The 18,393-nt window shown below is 66.8% G+C and carries 21 protein-coding genes; 10 read left to right on the forward strand and 11 right to left on the reverse strand.

The genetic code is table 11. The features are described 5' to 3' along the window. Window position 1 precedes the first annotated feature (1 nt). Entirely contained in the window at window positions 2-853 is an 852-nt protein-coding gene (locus GO592_RS05055) for a patatin-like phospholipase family protein (RefSeq protein ID WP_007298024.1), read from the forward strand. Here GO592_RS05055 and GO592_RS46240 read toward each other — a convergent pair. Continuing rightward, window positions 756-2,102 (reverse strand): lipase family protein, encoded by a 1,347-nt coding sequence (locus GO592_RS46240; RefSeq protein WP_007298023.1) that lies wholly within the window; start codon window positions 2,100-2,102, stop codon window positions 756-758. The two genes, GO592_RS05055 and GO592_RS46240, sit on opposite strands and share 98 nt — an antisense overlap. Window positions 2,103-2,221: 119 nt before the next feature. Between GO592_RS46240 and GO592_RS05065 the strand changes: the two genes are divergently transcribed. Then, complete coding sequence (locus GO592_RS05065; RefSeq protein WP_005258099.1) at window positions 2,222-2,716, forward strand: GNAT family N-acetyltransferase; 495 nt, start codon at window positions 2,222-2,224, stop codon at window positions 2,714-2,716. A gap of 4 nt (window positions 2,717-2,720) precedes the next feature. On the opposite strand, the gene GO592_RS05070 is transcribed toward GO592_RS05065, so the two are convergent. The 3 genes from GO592_RS05070 to GO592_RS05080 are packed head-to-tail and all read right to left on the reverse strand — an operon-like array spanning window position 2,721 to window position 4,946. Beyond that, on the reverse strand, window positions 2,721-3,482 hold the full coding sequence (locus tag GO592_RS05070) for an amino acid ABC transporter ATP-binding protein (protein ID WP_005564884.1): 762 nt from the start codon (window positions 3,480-3,482) through the stop codon (window positions 2,721-2,723). After that, window positions 3,479-4,147, reverse strand: coding sequence for an amino acid ABC transporter permease (locus tag GO592_RS05075; protein ID WP_007298022.1), 669 nt, complete (start codon window positions 4,145-4,147; stop codon window positions 3,479-3,481). The genes GO592_RS05070 and GO592_RS05075 overlap by 4 nt, the downstream gene beginning before the upstream one ends. 10 nt (window positions 4,148-4,157) lie before the next feature. After that, on the reverse strand, window positions 4,158-4,946 hold the full coding sequence (locus GO592_RS05080; RefSeq protein ID WP_007298021.1) for an amino acid ABC transporter substrate-binding protein: 789 nt from the start codon (window positions 4,944-4,946) through the stop codon (window positions 4,158-4,160). A 97-nt stretch (window positions 4,947-5,043) separates the two neighbouring features. Between GO592_RS05080 and GO592_RS05085 the strand changes: the two genes are divergently transcribed. Then, window positions 5,044-6,507 carry a SulP family inorganic anion transporter gene (locus GO592_RS05085; protein ID WP_039951584.1) on the forward strand — a complete coding sequence of 488 codons (1,464 nt, stop codon included), beginning with the start codon at window positions 5,044-5,046 and terminating at the stop codon, window positions 6,505-6,507. Here GO592_RS05085 and GO592_RS05090 read toward each other — a convergent pair. Further along, window positions 6,504-7,274: a deoxyribonuclease IV gene (locus GO592_RS05090; RefSeq protein ID WP_005564888.1), complete on the reverse strand. Its 771-nt coding sequence runs from the start codon at window positions 7,272-7,274 to the stop codon at window positions 6,504-6,506. The two genes, GO592_RS05085 and GO592_RS05090, sit on opposite strands and share 4 nt — an antisense overlap. A 198-nt stretch (window positions 7,275-7,472) precedes the next feature. Between GO592_RS05090 and GO592_RS05095 the strand changes: the two genes are divergently transcribed. Together GO592_RS05095 and GO592_RS05100 are read left to right on the forward strand one after the other, a co-directional pair. Next, window positions 7,473-7,721, forward strand: coding sequence for a helix-turn-helix transcriptional regulator (locus GO592_RS05095; RefSeq protein WP_005258081.1), 249 nt, complete (start codon window positions 7,473-7,475; stop codon window positions 7,719-7,721). Beyond that, window positions 7,721-8,956: a type II toxin-antitoxin system HipA family toxin gene (locus tag GO592_RS05100; RefSeq protein ID WP_005258080.1), complete on the forward strand. Its 1,236-nt coding sequence runs from the start codon at window positions 7,721-7,723 to the stop codon at window positions 8,954-8,956. Before GO592_RS05095 ends, GO592_RS05100 begins: the two co-directional genes overlap by 1 nt. A gap of 6 nt (window positions 8,957-8,962) precedes the next feature. Here the strand turns inward: GO592_RS05100 and GO592_RS44050 are convergent, their stop codons facing one another. Further along, a complete protein-coding gene (locus GO592_RS44050; RefSeq protein ID WP_007298019.1) occupies window positions 8,963-9,355 on the reverse strand; it encodes a hypothetical protein in 393 nt (130 codons plus the stop codon). A gap of 31 nt (window positions 9,356-9,386) precedes the next feature. Between GO592_RS44050 and GO592_RS44055 the strand changes: the two genes are divergently transcribed. Next, a complete protein-coding gene (locus GO592_RS44055; protein ID WP_157234264.1) occupies window positions 9,387-9,599 on the forward strand; it encodes a hypothetical protein in 213 nt (70 codons plus the stop codon). A gap of 100 nt (window positions 9,600-9,699) precedes the next feature. Continuing rightward, a complete protein-coding gene (locus tag GO592_RS05110; RefSeq protein ID WP_039951617.1) occupies window positions 9,700-10,875 on the forward strand; it encodes a hypothetical protein in 1,176 nt (391 codons plus the stop codon). Between the two features lie 32 nt (window positions 10,876-10,907). On the opposite strand, the gene GO592_RS05115 is transcribed toward GO592_RS05110, so the two are convergent. Beyond that, a complete protein-coding gene (locus GO592_RS05115) occupies window positions 10,908-12,197 on the reverse strand; it encodes an HNH endonuclease (protein ID WP_007298016.1) in 1,290 nt (429 codons plus the stop codon). Between the two features lie 196 nt (window positions 12,198-12,393). Here GO592_RS05115 and GO592_RS05120 point away from each other — a divergent pair, with 196 nt between their 5' ends. Both GO592_RS05120 and GO592_RS05125 read left to right on the forward strand, forming a co-directional pair. Continuing rightward, entirely contained in the window at window positions 12,394-13,617 is a 1,224-nt protein-coding gene (locus GO592_RS05120; protein ID WP_202715099.1) for an ISL3 family transposase, read from the forward strand. 105 nt (window positions 13,618-13,722) lie between these two features. Further along, the gene (locus GO592_RS05125) at window positions 13,723-14,334 is read left to right on the forward strand and encodes a maleylpyruvate isomerase family mycothiol-dependent enzyme (protein WP_007300346.1); all 612 of its coding nucleotides are present in this window, start codon (window positions 13,723-13,725) and stop codon (window positions 14,332-14,334) included. Window positions 14,335-14,340: 6 nt separating this feature from the next. Here the strand turns inward: GO592_RS05125 and GO592_RS05130 are convergent, their stop codons facing one another. The 4 genes from GO592_RS05130 to GO592_RS05145 are packed head-to-tail and all read right to left on the reverse strand — an operon-like array spanning window position 14,341 to window position 17,247. Then, window positions 14,341-14,751, reverse strand: a complete 411-nt coding sequence (locus tag GO592_RS05130; RefSeq protein ID WP_039952808.1) for a hypothetical protein — start codon at window positions 14,749-14,751, stop codon at window positions 14,341-14,343. 33 nt (window positions 14,752-14,784) lie between these two features. Beyond that, complete coding sequence (locus GO592_RS05135) at window positions 14,785-15,597, reverse strand: SDR family NAD(P)-dependent oxidoreductase (RefSeq protein WP_007300348.1); 813 nt, start codon at window positions 15,595-15,597, stop codon at window positions 14,785-14,787. A gap of 46 nt (window positions 15,598-15,643) precedes the next feature. Further along, on the reverse strand, window positions 15,644-16,435 hold the full coding sequence (locus GO592_RS05140; RefSeq protein ID WP_005565289.1) for an SDR family NAD(P)-dependent oxidoreductase: 792 nt from the start codon (window positions 16,433-16,435) through the stop codon (window positions 15,644-15,646). A 35-nt stretch (window positions 16,436-16,470) separates the two neighbouring features. Continuing rightward, window positions 16,471-17,247, reverse strand: coding sequence for an SDR family oxidoreductase (locus GO592_RS05145; RefSeq protein ID WP_007300349.1), 777 nt, complete (start codon window positions 17,245-17,247; stop codon window positions 16,471-16,473). A 226-nt stretch (window positions 17,248-17,473) separates the two neighbouring features. On the opposite strand from GO592_RS05145, the gene GO592_RS05150 reads away from it, so the two are divergent. Then, window positions 17,474-18,391 carry a tyrosine-protein phosphatase gene (locus GO592_RS05150; RefSeq protein WP_007300350.1) on the forward strand — a complete coding sequence of 306 codons (918 nt, stop codon included), beginning with the start codon at window positions 17,474-17,476 and terminating at the stop codon, window positions 18,389-18,391. Window positions 18,392-18,393 lie beyond the last annotated feature (2 nt).

Genomic DNA, 18,393 nt, shown 5'->3' on the forward strand with positions numbered 1-18,393 from the left:
CATGACAACAGCTTTCGTTCTGTCGGGCGGGGCGAGCCTCGGGGCCATCGAGGTCGGCATGTTGCAGACCCTCATCGGCAGGGGAATTCGGCCGGACCTCATCGTCGGCACGTCCGTCGGCGCGCTCAACGGCGCCTGGCTCGCCGGCGGCTCCTCCGACGCAGACCTGCGTGAACTCGCAGACCTGTGGCGCGGTCTCACCCGCAGTGCGGTGTTCCCCACCGGATTGCTCACCGGATTCACCGGTTTCGTCGGCCTCCGTAACCACCTGGTGTCCAACCGCTCCATCAGGAGGCTGCTGGAGCAGAATCTCCGGTTCGAGCGGATGGAGGACGCACCCACCCCGCTGCACGTCATCGCCGCCGACGTGCTGACCGGCAAGGACGTCCGGTTGTCGACGGGACCGTCCGTCGACGCCGTCACCGCCAGCGCGGCGCTGCCCGGCATCCTCCCACCCGTGGTGATCGACGGCCGCGCGCTGATGGACGGTGGGGTCGTCAACAACACGCCCATCTCCCACGCGATCGAACTGGGGGCCACGACCGTGTGGGTGCTCCCCACCGGATATGCGTGCACACTGTCGAAGGTCCCCGGAAGTGCCCTGGGTATGGGACTGGTCGGTGTGACCCTCGCGATCAATCAGCGGCTCGCCCTCGACATCGAGCGGTACGAGAGCGCCGCCGACATCCGGGTGGTGCCCCCGCTGTGCCCGCTGGACACGAGTCCCGCCGACTTCGGCGACGCCGACGAGCTGATCACACGGGCACGGGAGCAGACCGCGAAGTGGCTCGACGAGGCGCGGGTCGTCGAGGTCGGTCAGGCCGATCTGCTGCTGCCGCACGTGCACGGATGACCGTCAACGGCACCCCGCAGGTGCCGACACCCCGGCCAGTCGCTCGTCGATCCAGCGCACCACCTCGGGCAACGCGAACACGGCCGCGGTGAGGTGCTCGCCGAACTGCGGGGCGTAGGCGACGTCGCCGCCACCGCCGCACCATTCCTGCTGCAGAGCGATCACCCCCTTCCTCCGGAATCCACTCGTCGCCGAGGAACACCCGCGACGACCCGTGATAGAGCAGCACCGGCGTGGCCGGGGTGAGCGCGCCCATCCTGTTCTCGGCGACCACCGTTCGGGCGGTGGGATTGCCGAACGGATCGGGTACGGCGAACAGTTCGGCGGGAAGCAATGCGATCCCGGCCGGCGCGAGCGCCAGGATGCACTGGTCCTTCAGCGGGGACGTCCCCAGCAGCACACCGAGTGGATTCGCCAATGTCAGCATTTCCGGATACTCGCGGGCGAGCCCGAGGACGGCGGACAGGTACAGACCCGAACCGAGCTGGCCGTTCATGGTCCTGCGCAGCAAACCGAAATCGGCGGGTATCCCGCCCGCGGCGGCGCCGGCGAGTTCGACGTCCGGCGCGTACGACGGTTGCAGTTGCGCTGCCCAGCCGGTGGCGATCGCACCGCCGCTGTAACCCGTCGCGACGACCGGACTGTCCGAGAGCCCGAGGCCGGGCAGCCGCTTCATGCCGCGAATGCTGTCGAGCACGGCATGACCCGCCATTCGTCCCGCGCTGTACGCCATCCGCGGTCCCTGGTGGTCGGGCACGAGCACCGCGTAGTTCTTCGCGAGGAACAGCGACAGCACCGGTGGGATGTCGAGGTCCAGGGTCTGCCAGTCGTGCACCATCTTGTAGGACGGGGTGCACCGGGCGCCCAGGGAGTCGATGGGCATGTTGTAGTCGACCACCGGTCTCGGTCCCGTCTCCGTCCACGCCGCGGTCGGCACCAGGACCGTCGCGGTCACCGGCACGGGGCGGTCCTTGGAATCGTTGGAACGCACCATGATCTGGTGGGCGCGGTGCGGCACCAGCGTGTTCGGGAACGCCCGGAGCGTCACTTCCCGTGAGCGAATGATCTCGCCGGCACCGAACTCCGCGACGTTCGGCGGCCACGCGAAGAAGTCGTCGTCCAGAATGGGGGACGGGAGAATGGATTCGGTCCCCAGGGGCTGGGCGGACACACGTGGGGGATGGGCGCAGACATACGCGGCTGCGCAGGTGGACAGTGTCATCAGGACCACTGCACGAAACAGCATCATCGCTACCACCGCCTGAGGTAACTGTCCCAGAATGTAACTGTAACTCCAGTCACATCATCGCAGATCGACACGGGTACAGCGGTGGTTTGTTTTTGCCGCTGGGTGGTTACTGTGTGTGCATGGCGGTCACCGTGGAGCGGGCAGTACTCGAGCAGGCTGAAGACATCGTTCAGATGCACTGGGACGCCGAGGATTGGATCCTGGCCAGGGAACTCGACGCACCCGCCCGGGGTGAGGTGTCGCTCGCCGACGTTCGCGAACAGATCGAGTCCGGGGAATGGCGTGTCGCACTGTTCGCGGGCATCGTGGTGGGGGCGCTGCGGGTGCTCCGGTCCGACCCGGACGTGTGGATCGAGGACGACATTCCGGCCGCCTACGTGGCCCGCGTCATGACCGACCGCCGGCACGCCAGCGCCGGACTCGGCGCCCAGTTGCTCCGTTGGGTCGACGAGCACGCCCGCTCCGAAGAGGCGTCCGTCGTCCGGCTCGAATGCGTCGAAACCAACGCCCGGCTCCGGGACTACTACGAGGAGCAGGGTTTCTTCCTGGTGGGTCGCAGGGACTTCGAGGTGGAGTGGCCGAGCGTGGTGCTGATGGAGAAATCCCTGCGCTGACCGTTCACAGCGGGTCGAGGATGCGGTGCAGGAACTGACGCAGTCTCGGCCCGGTCGGATTGGCGAGTACGTCTTTCGGTGTGCCGCGTTCGAGTACGACCCCGTTGTCGACGAACAACACCTGGTCGGCCACCTGCTGCGCGAACCGGATCTCGTGGGTGACGATCACCATCGTCCAGCCCTCGGTCGCGAGATCCCGGATCACGCGCAACACCTCGCCGACCAGTTCGGGGTCGAGTGCGGAGGTGGGCTCGTCGAACAACATCAGTTTCGGCTTCAGGGCGAGCGCCCGGGCGATACCGACCCTCTGCTGCTGACCGCCCGACAGCTGGTACGGGTACTGGTCCGCCTTCTCCGCCAAGCCGACCTGGGTGAGCAACCGCATCGCGTCCGCGCGCGCCACGTCCTTGGGGCGTTTCTGCACCACGATCGGGCCCTCGGTCACGTTCTGGATCACCGTCTTGTGCGGAAACAGGTTGTGGGCCTGGAACACCATGCCGCTCTGCCCGCGGAACCTGGCCAGCGTCGACCGGTCCACATCGGCGCCGAAGTCCACGGACACGTCGCCGATGGAGATCGTCCCGCGGTCCGCAAGGTCGAGGGCGTTGAGGGTGCGCAACACCGTGGTCTTGCCGGAGCCCGACGGCCCGATGATGACGGTCACCGTTCCTGCCCCGACGTCGAAGCTGATGTCGCGCAGGACGTGATGGTCGCCGAACGACTTCTCGACGCCGGATACCTGAAGCAGGGGAGAGGTGTCGGTCATGTGGCTACATACCTGTCGAGTCGGGCTTCGAGCCGGCCCTGGATGGCCGACAGGAAGATGCAGATCACCCAGTAGTACAGGGCAGCGTCGCTGTACAGGGCGAAGAAGTCGAAGGTGGGCGCGGCCGCGAGCTGGGCGACGCGCAGCAGTTCGGTCACCAGGATCGTCGACGCCAGCGAGGTGTCCTTCACCAGTGAGATCAGCGTGTTCGACAGCGGCGGCACCGCGACCCGTGCGGCCTGTGGCAGGACGATCCGCTGCAATGTGGTGGTGTACCCCATCCCGATGGTCTGCGCGGCTTCCCACTGCCCCTTGGGGATCGACAGGATCGCCGACCGGATCACCTCGGCGGCGTACCCGCCGACGTTGAGGCTGAACGCGATCACGGCCGCCGGGAAGGGGTCGAGAACCACGCCGAACTGGGGCAGCGCGTAGAACACGATGAACAACTGCACCAGAAGCGGCGTGCCGCGGATGATGGAGACGTAGAACCGGGCGATCACCGACAACGGTCTGATCGACGAGATCCGGGCGAGCGCCACCAGCAAAGCGATGACGAGTCCGATGCTGAAGCTGATGATCGTCAACGGAATCGTCATGGTGACGGTGGCCTTCAGCATCGGCCACAGGTTGTCCAGAATCAGCTGGAGTGTTGCGTCGTCCACAGGCAGGCTCTCAGTTGGTCGGTGCCGAGACGTCGGTGCCGAAGTACTTCTGCGAGATCTGGGCGAGCGTTCCGTCGGCGCGCAGTTCGTCGAGGGCCTTGTCGATGTCGGGCATCAGACCGCTGTCCTTGCGGGCCGCGAACGCCTGCTCGCTCGTGTCACCGGTCTCGGCGGCCACCTTCACACCGGTGTCGTTCGTCTGCTTCTGGTATTCGGCGACGGCCAGATTATCGTTGACGGTGGCATCGACGCGGCCGTCCTTGAGCAGCGTGATGGCCTGCACGAAGCCCTCGACGGATTCGACGTTCGCGCCCGCATCCCTGGCGACCTGCGCCCAGTTGCTCGTCGCGGACTGCGCCGTCGTCTTGCCGTTCAGGTCGGCGAGTGAGGTGATCGAGTTGTCGTCGGCGCGGGTGACGATCACACCCTCGGAGTAGGTGTACGGCGTCGACAGGTCGTACTTCTGGGTGCGTTCGTCGTTGACGGTCACCTGGTTGGCGACGAGGTCGTAGCGCTTCGCTTCGAGGCCCGCGAAGATCGAGTCCCACGGAGTCTGCGTGAACTCGACGGAGACGCCCAGTTTGTCACCGACCGCGCGGATGACATCCACGTCGTACCCGGTGAGCTGACCGTCCGGGCCCTGGTAGCTGAACGGTGTGTACGTGCCCTCGGTGCCGACCTTCAGGACCCCGGCCTCGCGAACCTGGTCGATGACCGGTCCCGAGTCGGAGTTCCCACACCCGGCCAGCGACAGCGCGGTCAGGACGGCGATCAGGACGGCCGGAAGTGTGCGTCGCACGGGGTTCCTCCTCTGTCGGCGGATCAGCTAACCGTACTGGTCGAACGCTACCCGGATAGGATCTTCGGGTCTCCTCAGGAAGTAGGTTTGTCGCGTCGTGCCTTCTCTCGCTCTCCGACGGCCGGTGTGGCTGCATCCGACGGTTTTTCGTATCGAGTCGTTGTCCGCGCTCGTCGTGGCGATGGCCCTCATCCCGGAGGCGTTGTCGTTCTCCATCATCGTGGGGGTCGATCCGCGGGTCGGCTTGTTCACAGCCGCGATCATGGCGATGACCATCGCGTTCACCGGCGGACGTCCTGCGATGATCTCCGCGGCCACCGGTTCGGTGTCGCTGGTGCTGGCCCCGCTCATGGCATCACACGGATTGCAGTACCTCATTGCCGCCGTCTTCCTCGGCGGTGCGATGCAGATCCTCCTCGCCGTCCTCGGGGTCGCGCGTCTCATGAGGTTCCTGCCTCGCAGCGTGATGGTCGGGTTCTGCAACGCGCTGGGGATCCTCATCTTCGTTCACCAGTTTCCGTATCTGACGAACGTGCCATGGGCGGTGTACGCGCTCCTCGCCGCCGGTCTGGCGCTGCTCGTGTGGATCCCGAAGCTGACCACCGCGGTGCCCGCCCCGCTGCTGGTGATCGTCGGTCTCACCGCGTTCACCGTCCTCACCGGTGTCGCGGTGCCCACCGTCGGGGACCAGGGGGAACTGCCCGACGGACTGCCGACCCTGATCGGGCTGCCGGACGTTCCGCTCACAGCCGACACCCTGAAGATCATTGCGCCGTTCGCGCTGGCGATGGCCGTCGTCGGACTGCTCGAATCGTTGATGAGCGCCAAACTCGTGGACTCCGTCACCGATACGCACTCGGACAAGACGCGGGAGTCGTGGGGCCAGGGCGTCGCGAACATCGTGACCGGGCTATTCGGCGGCATGGGCGGGTGCGCACTGATCGGGCAGACCATCATCAACGTCAAGACCGGTGGCGCGCGAACCCGGTTGTCGACGTTCCTGTCCGGTGCGTTTCTGCTGATTCTCGTGGTCGGGCTCGGCGACGTGGTGGGGACCATTCCGATGGCGGCGCTCGTCGCCGTGATGGTGCTGGTGGCCGCCACGACCTTCGACTGGCACAGCGTCCGCACGCTCCGGCGGATGCCGTTGAGCGAGACGATGGTGATGCTCAGCACCGTGGCGGGCACCCTGGCCACCGACAACCTCGCGATCGGTGTGGGTGTCGGCGTGCTGGTGGCGATGGTTCTGTTCGCGCGCCGGGTGGCCCACATGGTGGACGTGCGCGGCGAACTCGACGGTGACGTGAAGAGGTACCGGGTGAGCGGTCAGCTCTTCTTCGCCTCGTCCAACGACCTCGTGTTCTCGTTCGACTACGCCGACGACCCCGGCAGCGTCGTGATCGACCTTTCGGGCGCCACCATCTGGGACGCGTCCACCGTGGCCGCGCTCGACGGCATCACCACCAAGTACGCGAGCCGCGGGACCGACGTCACCGTGGAGGGACTAAATCCGGTCAGCGAGGAGCGGTACCGCAGGCTGACCGGCCGGCTGGGCGACTAACCGACGGTTTCCCGCAGGTACGCGAGGTCCTCGGCCAGCCCCTCCGCCGGTGTCTCGAGGACGACGGGCGCGTCGGCGGTGCGCACGACCTCGGCGAGCAGTTCGGCGTCGATGGTTCCGTCGGCGAGATTGGCGTGCCGGTCGCGGGCCGAGTTGAACTCGTCGCGGGAGTTGTTGAGGTGCACCAGGTCGATGCGTCCGGTGATGGCCTTGATGCGTTCGACGACACCCACCAGTTCCTCACCGCCCGCCCACGCGTGACAGGTGTCGAGGCAGAATCCGGCGCCGAAATCGCCGACCTCCTGCCACAGCCGGTCGATGGCGTCGAAGTGCCGTGCCATCGCGAAGTCGCCGCCTGCGGTGTTCTCGATCAGGATGGGGACGGGGAATCCGCCCTTGTCTGCCTGGCGTTCGAAGAGTTTGCGCCAGTTGACGATCCCCGCGTTCACGTCCTCGCCGTCGCGGACGTGGCCACCGTGGACCACCAGCCCGAATGCGCCGATGTCGGCGGCGGCCTGGGCCTGCTGCGCGACGGCGTTGCGGGACGGCATCCGGAGCCGGTTGTTGAGGCTGGCCACGTTGATCACGTACGACGAGTGCACGACGACGTCGATGGGGCTGTTCCGGATCTCGTCGGTCCGCGGATGCGTCGGCGGCTTCTCCCATTTCTGTGGGTCCGTGAGGAACATCTGGATGACGTCGGCGCCGAGCGTTTCGCCGTATCCGATCGGATCTTCGTCCTGGCGGACGTGTGCTCCTATGCGCATGTATCCAGGGTAGGGGGTGGGTGTGTTGACGTACTTTGTGCTTGTGATCGCAGGCTTAACGTGGGAGATGGCTCGGTTTATGTTCTTCTCAAGCTTTAAGCTTGCTATCGCAGTCATAGGGGTAGACTTCGGGGCAGAATCGGTGCACACTGTCGTTAAGCGTCCGTCGACAAGCATTGCACCGATCAGGGAGGCTTCATGGCAACCCCACGCCGCCGCGAGCGAACCGAGACCGGCGGAGTAGCCGACGGGTTCGTCGCGCGGCGGCACCAGCTCGGGCTGACGCAGGCGGAGCTGGCCGACCTGGCCGGGGTGTCGAGGTCGAGTGTGCAGTCGATCGAATCTGGTCGGGGGACCGTGCAACTGGACCTCGTCGTCGCCGTCGCGGACGCGATGGGGTGCCGTCTGGCGCTCGTCACCCGCTCGGGTGTGGAGGTGGCGTCCTGATGGTCGAGAACCTCAGCAGTGTCGACCGCGCCGACGTCTACAAGGGCGAACGCCTCGCGGGCAGTCTCGTGCGGGAGGGCGGTGACGTCGTCTTCCGCTACGACACCGCCTACCTGCAGGACCCCGGCGCCCCGCAGGTCGCATGGACGATCCCCACGTCGTCGACCGAGGTGCGTGCGAGTGGGGGCAGCGTCCCGCCGTTCTTCGCGGGGCTCCTCCCGGAAGGAATCCGGCTGCGGGGCGCGGTGGCAGCCACCAAGACGTCCGAGGACGATCACCTCACAATCCTGATGGCGGTCGGGGCCGACACGATCGGCGACGTGCGCGTCCTGCCCGCGGGGGTGCCGCCGCCCGAGACCGCACCGATGTTCGACCCCGACGCGGTCGAGCGCCAGGACCTGCGGGCGCTGTTCGAGCACATGTCGGGGCACGAGGCGGTGAAGCTGGACCCCACCTCGCTGCCCGGTGTTCAGGCGAAGGTGTCGGCGCAGATGTACTCGACGCCGATCGCGACAGAGAAGGGTCCCGCCATCCTCAAACTCTCACCACCGCAGGGGTATCCGCAGTTGGTCGAGAACGAGCACTTCTTCATGGGACTCGCCGCGCAGTGCGGGTTGCCCGTCGCCGATCATCAGCTGGTGCGTGACGGGAAGGGCAATGCCGGTCTGCTCGTCGCCCGTTTCGACCGGCGCGTCGATCCGTCCGGCCGCGTCATCCGCACACCCCAGGAGGATGCGTGCCAGGTGATGGGGATGTTCCCCGCCGCCAAGTACCGGCTGAAGACCGAGAGCGTGATCACCGCGCTCGCCGGCGTCTGTGAGCGCGGCGGCGGTTCGGCGCGGGTGGCCACCCTGGAACTGCTTCGGCTGGTGGCCTATTCGTACGCGATCGGCAACGGCGACCTGCACGGAAAGAACTTCTCGGTGCAGCTCGCTGAATCGGGGTTGTGGAGTGTCACACCCGCCTACGACCTGCTGTGCACCCAGCCGTACCTCGGATGGCGCGACCCGATGGCTCTCGACTTCTACGGCAAGGCGAACAAACTGAACCGCAGGCACTTCGTCGAATCAGGTGGGCGCCTCGGTGTTCCCGAGCGCGCGGTCACCAGAATGCTCGACGGCGTCCGCAAGGGCATAGGACGGGGCATCGAGGAGATCGAGACGATCGGCTTCACCGCGAAGGAGAATGCCCTACTGCGTACGCTGATGGAACGGCGCTCGGACGAACTGGGCTGAACCGGTTCACCACACTCGAAACGCGCTGTCCGAGAGCGTGAATCCGTGGCCCACTTCGCTGCGGCACGTGACCCCGGACGTCTCGTCGACGAGGCACGTCAGGTCGTTCACCTGCAACGCGGTGCCGTACGACAGTGCGGGCGCGGCGGATCCGTCGAGGGGGTAGTACCGGGGATCGCCGGCGCTGGCGAACTGACCGGCGCGGCCACCGGTGACCTCGATCGCGTTGGGCGTCACCGGGGTGCCGGACGCGCCGGCACCCGGAACCTTCGGCGCCGACGCCGGCATCGGGCCGTGACAGCCGGCGGTAGGAAGGTCGCCGCCGGTGAGGATCGCGCAGTGGAACTTGGTGCTCGGCGTCGTGAAGTAGTAGCTCCCCGCCGCGGTACCGGCAAACATCTGCGGGTTTGCCTCGGCCGGGGTGTTCGTGGTGGTAGTAGTCGTCGTGGTGATGGGGCTCGTCGACGTGGTCGTGGTCGTGGTCGTGCTCGTCGTACTTGTCGTCGTCTTCGGTGCGGTCGTCACCGTCGGCGCCGTCGCGGGCCCCGCGATGGCGCCGGTCTCGGGGGATCCGTCGACCGAGCGACCGCAACCGGCCACCACCAATGCCGTCGCGAACAGAAGCACCGCACGCACCGTGTAGGTCATGGTGGAGAGCCTAGAACCGCACCCCGCCTCGGCGGTCGCGGCGCGTCGGACGAAATTCTGGGACAGTGGTGACCAGTGAACTGCCAGGAGGTCCGATGTCGGAAAGCACCCAGTACGAGGAGCGGCGTGCACGCATCTCGCTGCAGGTCCGCCAGTGGTGCGAACGATCCGCGATCACGGGCACCCACGCCCCGTTGTCGGACGCCGCTGCCGTGCTGATCGCCGCCGGACATCTCGATTCGCCCACCCGGCAGGTACTCACCCACCGGCGTCGCGCGGGCCGCACCGTCCCGTCGATTGGCGGCTTCGGGGCACTGCGTCTGCTGACGGACGAGTACCACCAGGTGGCGCGCCGCGCCGACAGCCTGCGTCCCGGACCGGCGCAACTACTGTTCAAATACCGTGCCACCGAACTGGGCCGCAAGCTGCAGTCGTCTCGGTCTGCGGTCGTGATGTCGCCGGCGCACTACGGCAACGGTGTCCGGGCGATGCGCCGGGATCGGCGTGAGGGCGTCCATCTCGATCTCGAACAGCGTGAGGCTCTGTTCCGGGCTCTGCAACGCACACCGGCGCCGATCGCCGGTACCGCGCTCGAACGTGCAGGCAACTATGCCCGCGGCACTGCGGCGGAACGACTCGGCCAGGCGGCCGAAAACACGCCGATGGCCGCGGTCGGACGACGCGTCGCCGACGCCATCGGCAAGGGCGTCGATCTCGACAACGACAGATTCGCCGACTCGTACGACACCCTGCTCTATCTGGCGGGGATGCTCTTCGACAGGATCGACGGTTCTGCAGTCTGGCATTCGGAGCACTTCGCGATCCAGCGGTACCAACTCGACCTCGCCGAAGAACTGACACAGATCGCCGTCGACACCGTGGCGCTGCGCGGAATCCGGACCGAGCTCGACGAAGCGCTGCGCGCCACCCATTCCGACACGGCGCGCGAACAGATCGAGGCCCGGCAGAACGCGCTGAAGCCGGTGTGGGATCAGCTGGTCGACCGCGTCGCCGCACTCGCACGGATCGGCGACCTGCTGTCCCGAGCCGAGGTGCAACTGCGGTCCGTGCTGGCGGTCAACCGGGCGATGAGTCTCGACAGCCGCATCGACGAACTCATCGCACGCTCCGGCGACCGCGAGCTGTCGGCGGAGAACACCCATTACGTGGGCGATCAGTTCGGCGGGGTGGAGGAGCTGATGCTCACCTACCAGTCGACGCTGTACGGAGACATCGCCGAGCTCACCTCCTGGTCCGGTGGGAACAGGTGACCCCGGCGACCGCGAAGGTAGCCGCCGCCGCCTCATGACGCGCGCAGGTGTGCCGGGACCGGGAGCGGTGGGGCCGCTGACCGGTAGTGGTGTCCGGTCGGGGTGCCGACGTCGATGAGGTGGGTGCGGCCGGGGTTGTGCACTGTGCGGGCGGACCATCCGTCGCCCTCCTTCGCGTAGTTGCAGGCCTCGCACAGTCCGGACCCGTTTCGCGCGGTGGTCGCCCCGTGCTGTCGTCGGGAGCGGATGTGGTCGTGGTGCCGGATCGGTGCATCGCACCACGGCGTACGACACGTGCGGTCGCGGAGGCCGATCAGCGTCCGCAGGCTCTTCGGGAACGTGCGGGACTGTGATTCCATCGCCGTCAACGCCCCCGACTGCGGGCACGAATACACCCGCTGTATCGATGTCTCGGTGTCACTGTCGACGGCGTCGGCCACCAGCCGCCGAGCGATTCCGGCCGGCACCGGCCCGAAGCCGTGGAGCTGCGCGGCCTCGTGCCCGCCGGCCAGCAAGGTCTCGTCCGAGAGGACCAGATTCACCGCCACCGGGACACCCGACGCCACTGACGCTCCGGTGCCGCGCTCGAACAACAGGTCCACCATCAGCTGATTGCGGGTGCGGCCACCGCTGTTGCCGGTTGCGATCAGACTGTCCGCATCCCGGCCCAGGGTCGCCTGCAGACACACGGCCTGCTCCACGGGCATCAGCACGCTCAGATAGGCCATCGAATCCGGCGCCGGCCGCGTCGTCACCCGCCGCTCGGACACCGCCTTACGATGCCGGGCCACGACCGCAGCGGCGTCGAGTTCCACCGCCAACGCCTTCGCCCGTGCGATCAGACCGCGATCGCCCACCCCGTCGAGAATGGCCGGGTCCGAGCACAACCGGCGGTCCACGATCGCCCGATCCGTAGCCGACAGGCAGGCCGTTTCCCGCACCAACAACGTCGCCCGCCATTCGTTCAACCGCCCGGTCTGCAACATGGCCAGGGTGTGCGGCATCTCGTGCACCAGAGCCTGCGCGAAACCCAGATGTCGGCCACCACGGTTCGGGGATTCCCTGCGCGCCAACGCAATCTGCGACGCGATACCGCGGTCCCACTCCGCCCGCGGCAACGCTCGAGCCCTGCGGTCCGCACGGATACTCGTCGCGACGCCGTCGGTGATCACCGCCTGCACCGCACACCCGACCGACTTCAACGCCTCGATCGCATCGAGCAGGTCGATCCCCAAGCCCGCATCCCCGTCAGCGGAAACCACCCGCAGCCGTGCCGCGAACGCCCGCAACTCGTCCAGATCCGGTGCCATCAATTCCCCCACAACCAACCTCCCCCCCAAGGTTCGAATGTATGTGGCACTCCTCGGGTTTCTGTGGGCGCCATTTCTGCTGTTCAGGGTGGGTTGTGTTGTTGGCCGCACTGTTCGGCGTTTCACCGGTGAGATGAGGGACGCGCACGTGCAGCACCTCTAGGTTTCGGGGTTACCACACCTACCTCAACCCGGAGGCCCGCTACACGTGCGCGTCAGTACTGCATTTAACCGTCTCTTGAAGATCCCCGGTGCATCGGTGTCCGCGGTGTCGATCACAGACAGCGATGTCAAGGTCGAAGTCCGCCTGCGCGCCCGCCGACTCCAGTGTCCCTGCGGGTATATCTCGTCGGCAACATATGACCGGTCCACTCGCCGTTGGCGACACCTTGACCTCGGCACCCACCGCCTGTGGTTGGTCTCCGAGATCCGCCGCATCGACTGCGCCGACTGCGGGGTGCGCACCGAACAGGTGCCGTGGGCGCGGCCCACCGCCCGGCACACCCGAGACTTCGAAGACACCATCCTGTGGCTCGCCGCCCGCACCGACCGCACCTCCGTCGCGACGTTGATGCGCTGCGCGTGGGAAACGGTCACCGCAATCATCAACCGCACCGTCGACGAACTGATCGACAGTCGCCGACTCGGGGCGATCTACCGCATCGGCGTCGACGAAATCTGCTACCGACACCCGCACAAGTATTTGACTGTTATCGGCGACCACGACACCAAGACCGTGGTGCATATCGAACCCGGGCGGAGCACCGAATCACTCGCGGCCTTTTATGAGCAGCAACAGGAGTCAGATCTCGACTCGATCGAGTCGGTATCGATGGACGGATCGAAGGCATATCGCGTCGCCACCGAGGAGCACGTACCAAACGCCCGTATCTGTTTCGACCCATTCCATGTCATGCAGTGGGTAAACCGGGCGTTGGACCGAGTGTTCTCCGAGGCTTCCTCGGCCAACCGCCGCAGAATAGAGCTCTCGAGCGGTAGCTGGCGCAAAGTCCGCATCGCGTTGCGAACCGGCGCCGAACGACTCACCGACCAGCGCCGCGCCCTGGTCGACACGCTCACAGGTCAGGATCAGCAGGTCGGGCACGCATGGCGACTGAAAGAGCAAATGCGGGACTTGTTCCGCACCGTCAAACCCTCACGTGCCAAACGACATCTACGCGCATGGATCGACGACGCCGCACACAGCGGAATCCCGGCATTCACAATGCTCGCCCAACAGATCCACAAGCACTACGACGGAATCATCGCAGCAGTAGAACTCGGCATCTCAAACGGCCTCATCGAAGGTATCAACTCAAAGATCAGACTCATCAACGCTCGCGGCTACGGACACCATTCCGCTGAATCGCTGACCTCGATGATCTACCTGACGCTCGGAGGAATTAATCCAAAACTACCCACACAAAGGTGAGGAGCGCCATGTATGTTCGACTTTATCAATCAGGTTCGACCAAGGCAATACCCGGATACGGTGGTGTGGGAACTCTCGTCGAGAAAGATGTAGGGGCTGGGTGCGATGACCGATGACGCCGATCTGCAGCGGGCGGTTGCGAACGAGTTCTCGGCACTGGCCGATCTGTTCGACGGGATCTCGGATGCGGAATGGGACACGCCGTCGCTGTGCGAGGGCTGGCGGATTCGGGAAGTGGTCGCGCATTTCACCATGGCAGCGCGCTACTCCGAGGAGCAGTTCATGGCGCGCTTGCGTGAGTGCGAGTTCGATTTCACCCGGCTCTCCAACGAGATCGCCCGTAGCGACGCCGAATTGGCACCGGCGGAACTCGTCGCCAGCCTGCGCTCGGATGTCATGCGCCAGTGGATCCCGCCGGGCGGCGGCTATCACGGCGCGCTCAACCATGTGGTGATCCACGGTCTCGACGCCACCGTGCCGCTCGGCGTGCCACGACACGTACCGGAGGAGACGATGCGCGTCGTCCTCAACGATCTCACGGCGGGTGGTGGGCACTCGAATTTCGGCATCGACATCGAGGGACGGGGCCTGCGGGCCACGGACCTCGACTGGTCGTACGGGTCGGGCGCCGAATTACGCGGAACGGGCGAGGATCTGGCGCTGATGATCTGCGGCCGTACGCTGCCGGCCGGACGGGTCGAGGGCGACCCGTTGTAGCCCGGTTCAGATACCCGGGATGAAGCCCGGGTAGACGAAGTGCCCGGGACCTCCGCCGGGGAGGGTGGCGCCGAGGGATCCGGGGAAGTTCATGGACAACTTGACGAGTTTGTGTGGTTGGCCGTTCTGGTCGGCTTGCCAGCAGTCGAGCAGTACGCCGTGGAATCCGGTGCAGACGATGCGGTTGGCGGTTCCGAACGGTGACGTGAGCCGATTCGCGCTGACGAACGGATTCCAATAGTCGAGGTCCGTGGGGGTGAGGAAGTTCTGGGTGTCGAACGGCGCGACCGGACTGGGCTCGGTGGGTACCGGCGGCCATTCGTCGGCCGCGGCCATACCGGCGCTCCCGAGAAGGGCGGCGGCGACGACGGCCACGGTCGCGGTGAGCTGTGCGAATCGGCGAGTAGCGGTAGTCATCTCCACCACGCCACAGTAAACCGGCGGCAGTTTCTACGTCCGCAAACCGGGATGACGGCTGGCAAGGACGGGGACGAGGAGCTTGTTCGGCGCGAGGTGGGCGAACACGGACGCCGCCCGGTTCGCGAGGCCGGGAATGGCGATCATGTGCCCCTTGTCGAGGCCGTCGATTCCGGTCCTGGCCACGGATTCTGGGCTTTCCCACATGAAGCTGGGCAGTGCGGCTTCGGCGTCTTCCTTCGCGAAGCCGGCTGTCTCACCGAAACCGGTGTCCACGGGCCCGGGGCAGAGGGCGGTCGCGGTGACGCCAGTGCCCTTCAGTTCGCCGGTGAGGCTCTCGGTGTAGGACAGGACGAATGCCTTTCCGGCGGCGTAGGCAGCCTGTCCGGGCAGCGGCTGGAACGCGGCCGTGGAGGCGACGTTGAGGACCGCTCCTCGGCGTCGTTGCACCATGCCGGGCAGGGCGCGGCTGCAGAGGTCGGCGACGGCCATGACGTCGACCTCGATCATGTTCATCTCGGCGTCCGGGTCGGACGCGGCCACCGGGCCGAGCGTGGACAGACCGGCATTGTTGACGAGGATGTCGAGGGTGAGCCCGAGCTCGCCGACCCGGTCGAGCAGCGTCGCGCGGGCCGAGCGGTCGGAGAGATCGGCACCCAGCACATGCGCCCGACCACCCGCGGCTCGTAGCTCGGTGGCCAGCTCCTCCAACTTCTCGGCTCGGCGGGCGACGAGCACCACCTGGTGACCGCGGCGGCTGAGTTCACGGCTGAGGGCCGCGCCGATCCCCGACGACGCTCCGGTGACGAGCGCGGTGCGGTCGGCGGCAGGGGTGGGCAGGCTCATGTGTCCAACCTACGTGCCGCCGTCGCACGCGCAAGGGTTCAACCGGTCAGGCGTGGGTTCCGCCGTCGATGCGGATCTCGGTTCCGGTGACGAACGCGCCGTCGTCGGAGGCGAGCATGGCGACGACTCCGGCGACCTGCTCGGGTCCGCCCATGGCCGCGCCGCCCGATTCCAGGGTGGTGGGCAGGATGGGTGAGAGCTTGGCGAACAGGCTCCAATCGGCATCGGACGGAACGTATCCGGATGTGGCGTCGGTGATGCCGGTCTTGATGCTGCCGGGGGCGACACCGACGGCGCGCAGACCCTGCTTGCCGTATTCGAGGGCCAGCGCATGGGTGAACGACTGGATGCCGCCCTTGCTCGCGGCGTACGCGGCCATGTAGGGGTGCGCGAACGCGGCGGACGTGGAACTGAAGTTCACGACCACGCTGCGTTCGTTGCGCAGCAGCGCGGGCAGGCATTCGCGGACCATGAGGAACGTGCCGGTGAGGTTGATCCCGATCACCTGATTCCACAGGTCCAGCGACGTCCCGTGGGTGTGCGAGGCGCGGAGGATGCCCGCGGCGTTCACGAGTACGTCCAGTCCGCCGAGCTTCTCGACGCTGCGGCTCACGCCGTCGGTGACGGACTTCTCGTCGCCGATGTCGATTGCGGCGACGCTGAGGCGTCCCGCCGTGCCTGCCGCGTCGGCCAGTTCCGCCGTCCGAGCGAGGCCGTCCTCGGAGACGTCGGCTGCCACGACGGTGCCGCCTTCCTCGAGCAGTCGGAGGGCGGTGGCCTGTCCGATCCCCGACGCGGCTCCGGTCACCAGGATCCGCCGGTTGTCGAATCGATTCATCGTGTGTGCTCCTCGTGTGGCTTGCGAATTCGATCTCATTGGCCCATGACGTATTTGACGGTCGGCCCGGCGGTCCATCCGCCGTCGACGGCCAGTTCCGCTCCGGTGACGTACGTGGACGCATCCGACAGCAGGAACCCGACGGCACCGGCGATCTCCTCGGGCACGCCGACCCGGGCCATGGGAGTGTTCGGGTAGTTGCCGTCGCCCTGCTGGATTCCGAGGCCCGCGGTCATCGGGGTGTACGTCATCCCCGGGTGGACGGAATTGACGCGGATCCGGTCGGTGCCCAGTTCCACGGCGGCGATCTTCGTGAGCCCGCGCACGCCCCACTTGGACGCGCCGTAACCGGCGGTCAGCGCGAGTCCCATCAGACCGGCGGCCGACGAGATGTTGACGATCGATCCGCCGCCGGCGGCGCGCATCGGGGCGATCACGGCCTGCAGGCCGTTGAACACACCGGTCAGGTTGATGTCGAGGACCGTCCGGAAGTGTTCGAGCGGTTCGTGCTCGATGTATTGGCCGGTGGAGATACCGGCGTTGTTGACGAGGCCGTCGACGCGTCCGAATTCGCTCGTCGCCACGTCGACTGCCGCCTGCCACTGCTGCGGGTCCGTGACGTCGAGGTGGCTGTACCGCGCCCGGTCGCCCAGCTGGTCGACGGTCGCGCGGCCGTCGTCGTCGAGAACGTCGCCGACCACGACGCTGCCGCCCTCGTCGACGATGCGCTGGGCGAATGCTGCGCCGAGCCCCCGCGCCGCCCCGGTCACGATCACCACCTTCCCCGCCAGTTGCTGTGCGGTCTTGGTCATCTCAGCTCACATCCTCGTCGTCAAAGAGTCACTTTCGTCGGGCACGTCGGCTGCCGACGGCCCGAGTCTGCTGTGGGCGCCGCCGGCGGGAAACGGGTTCTCCCGGTGATCGGAACAACTCGTAGCCACGGGAAACGTCCGACCACTGTGATGTGGGTTACCCGCTGACACTCCGGACATGCCGGACGAGCGGATCTCCCCGACAGCTCATCGAAAGGCTTCCCCTATGTCTCGACGCGTCACCTCCACCGCCGTGGTGCTGATCACCGGCAGCGTCCTGTTCGCGGGTTTCGGCACGCCTGCGCTCGCTTCGGCGGACCCGCTGTCGCTGCCCGGAATCAGCCTCCCGGGATTCGGTTCGTCCGACTTCGGGAGCGCGGGCCCGGTCGTCGAGACACCGCGACTGGCGTCGGTCGACAACTTCCGCGACGTCGGGGGATCGGGTAGGGGGTACGCCACCACCCACGGAGGACACGTCACGAGGGGACTGTTCTACCGTTCGAACGTTCTGGTTCCGAACGATCAGGATCTCGCCGTCCTCACCGGGCTCGGACTGACGGCGGTGTACGACGTGCGGACCGTCGAAGAGGTGGCGGCGAAACCCGACCGGCTCCCGGCCGGGCCGCGCTACCTCGGCATCCCCATCCTGTCGGGAGACCTGGGTGCCGCAGTCGCGCAATTGAAGTCGCCCGCCGACGCCGTCGTCTTCATGCAGCAGATGAACCGCAGCTTCGTCGACGACGCGGCGACCCGGGCCGGGTTCGCGCAACTCCTGACGTCATTGGCCGACACCGACGGACCGCAGGTCTTCCACTGCACGGCGGGCAAGGACCGCACCGGCTGGGCGTCCGCGCTGCTGCTCTCCATCGCGGGCGTCCCGCAGGACACCATCTTCGACGACTATCTGCTCACCAACGAGTACACCGCCGCGTCGATGAAGGTCACGTACGACCAGATCGCCGCCAGCCGCGGCGAGGCGGTGGCGCAGATCTACCAGCCGCTGCTGGGCGTCGACCGGAGCTACCTCGAGGCCGGGCTCGGCCGGCTCACCGAGCAGTACGGCACGGTCGACCGCTATCTCAGCGAGGGGCTCGGTCTGAGCGCGGCGACCGTCGACCGGCTCCGGGGCAAGCTGCTGAGCTGAGG

This window comes from Rhodococcus sp. 21391 (genome assembly GCF_016772255.1).
In the GTDB taxonomy this organism is placed as follows: domain Bacteria; phylum Actinomycetota; class Actinomycetes; order Mycobacteriales; family Mycobacteriaceae; genus Rhodococcus_F; species Rhodococcus_F opacus.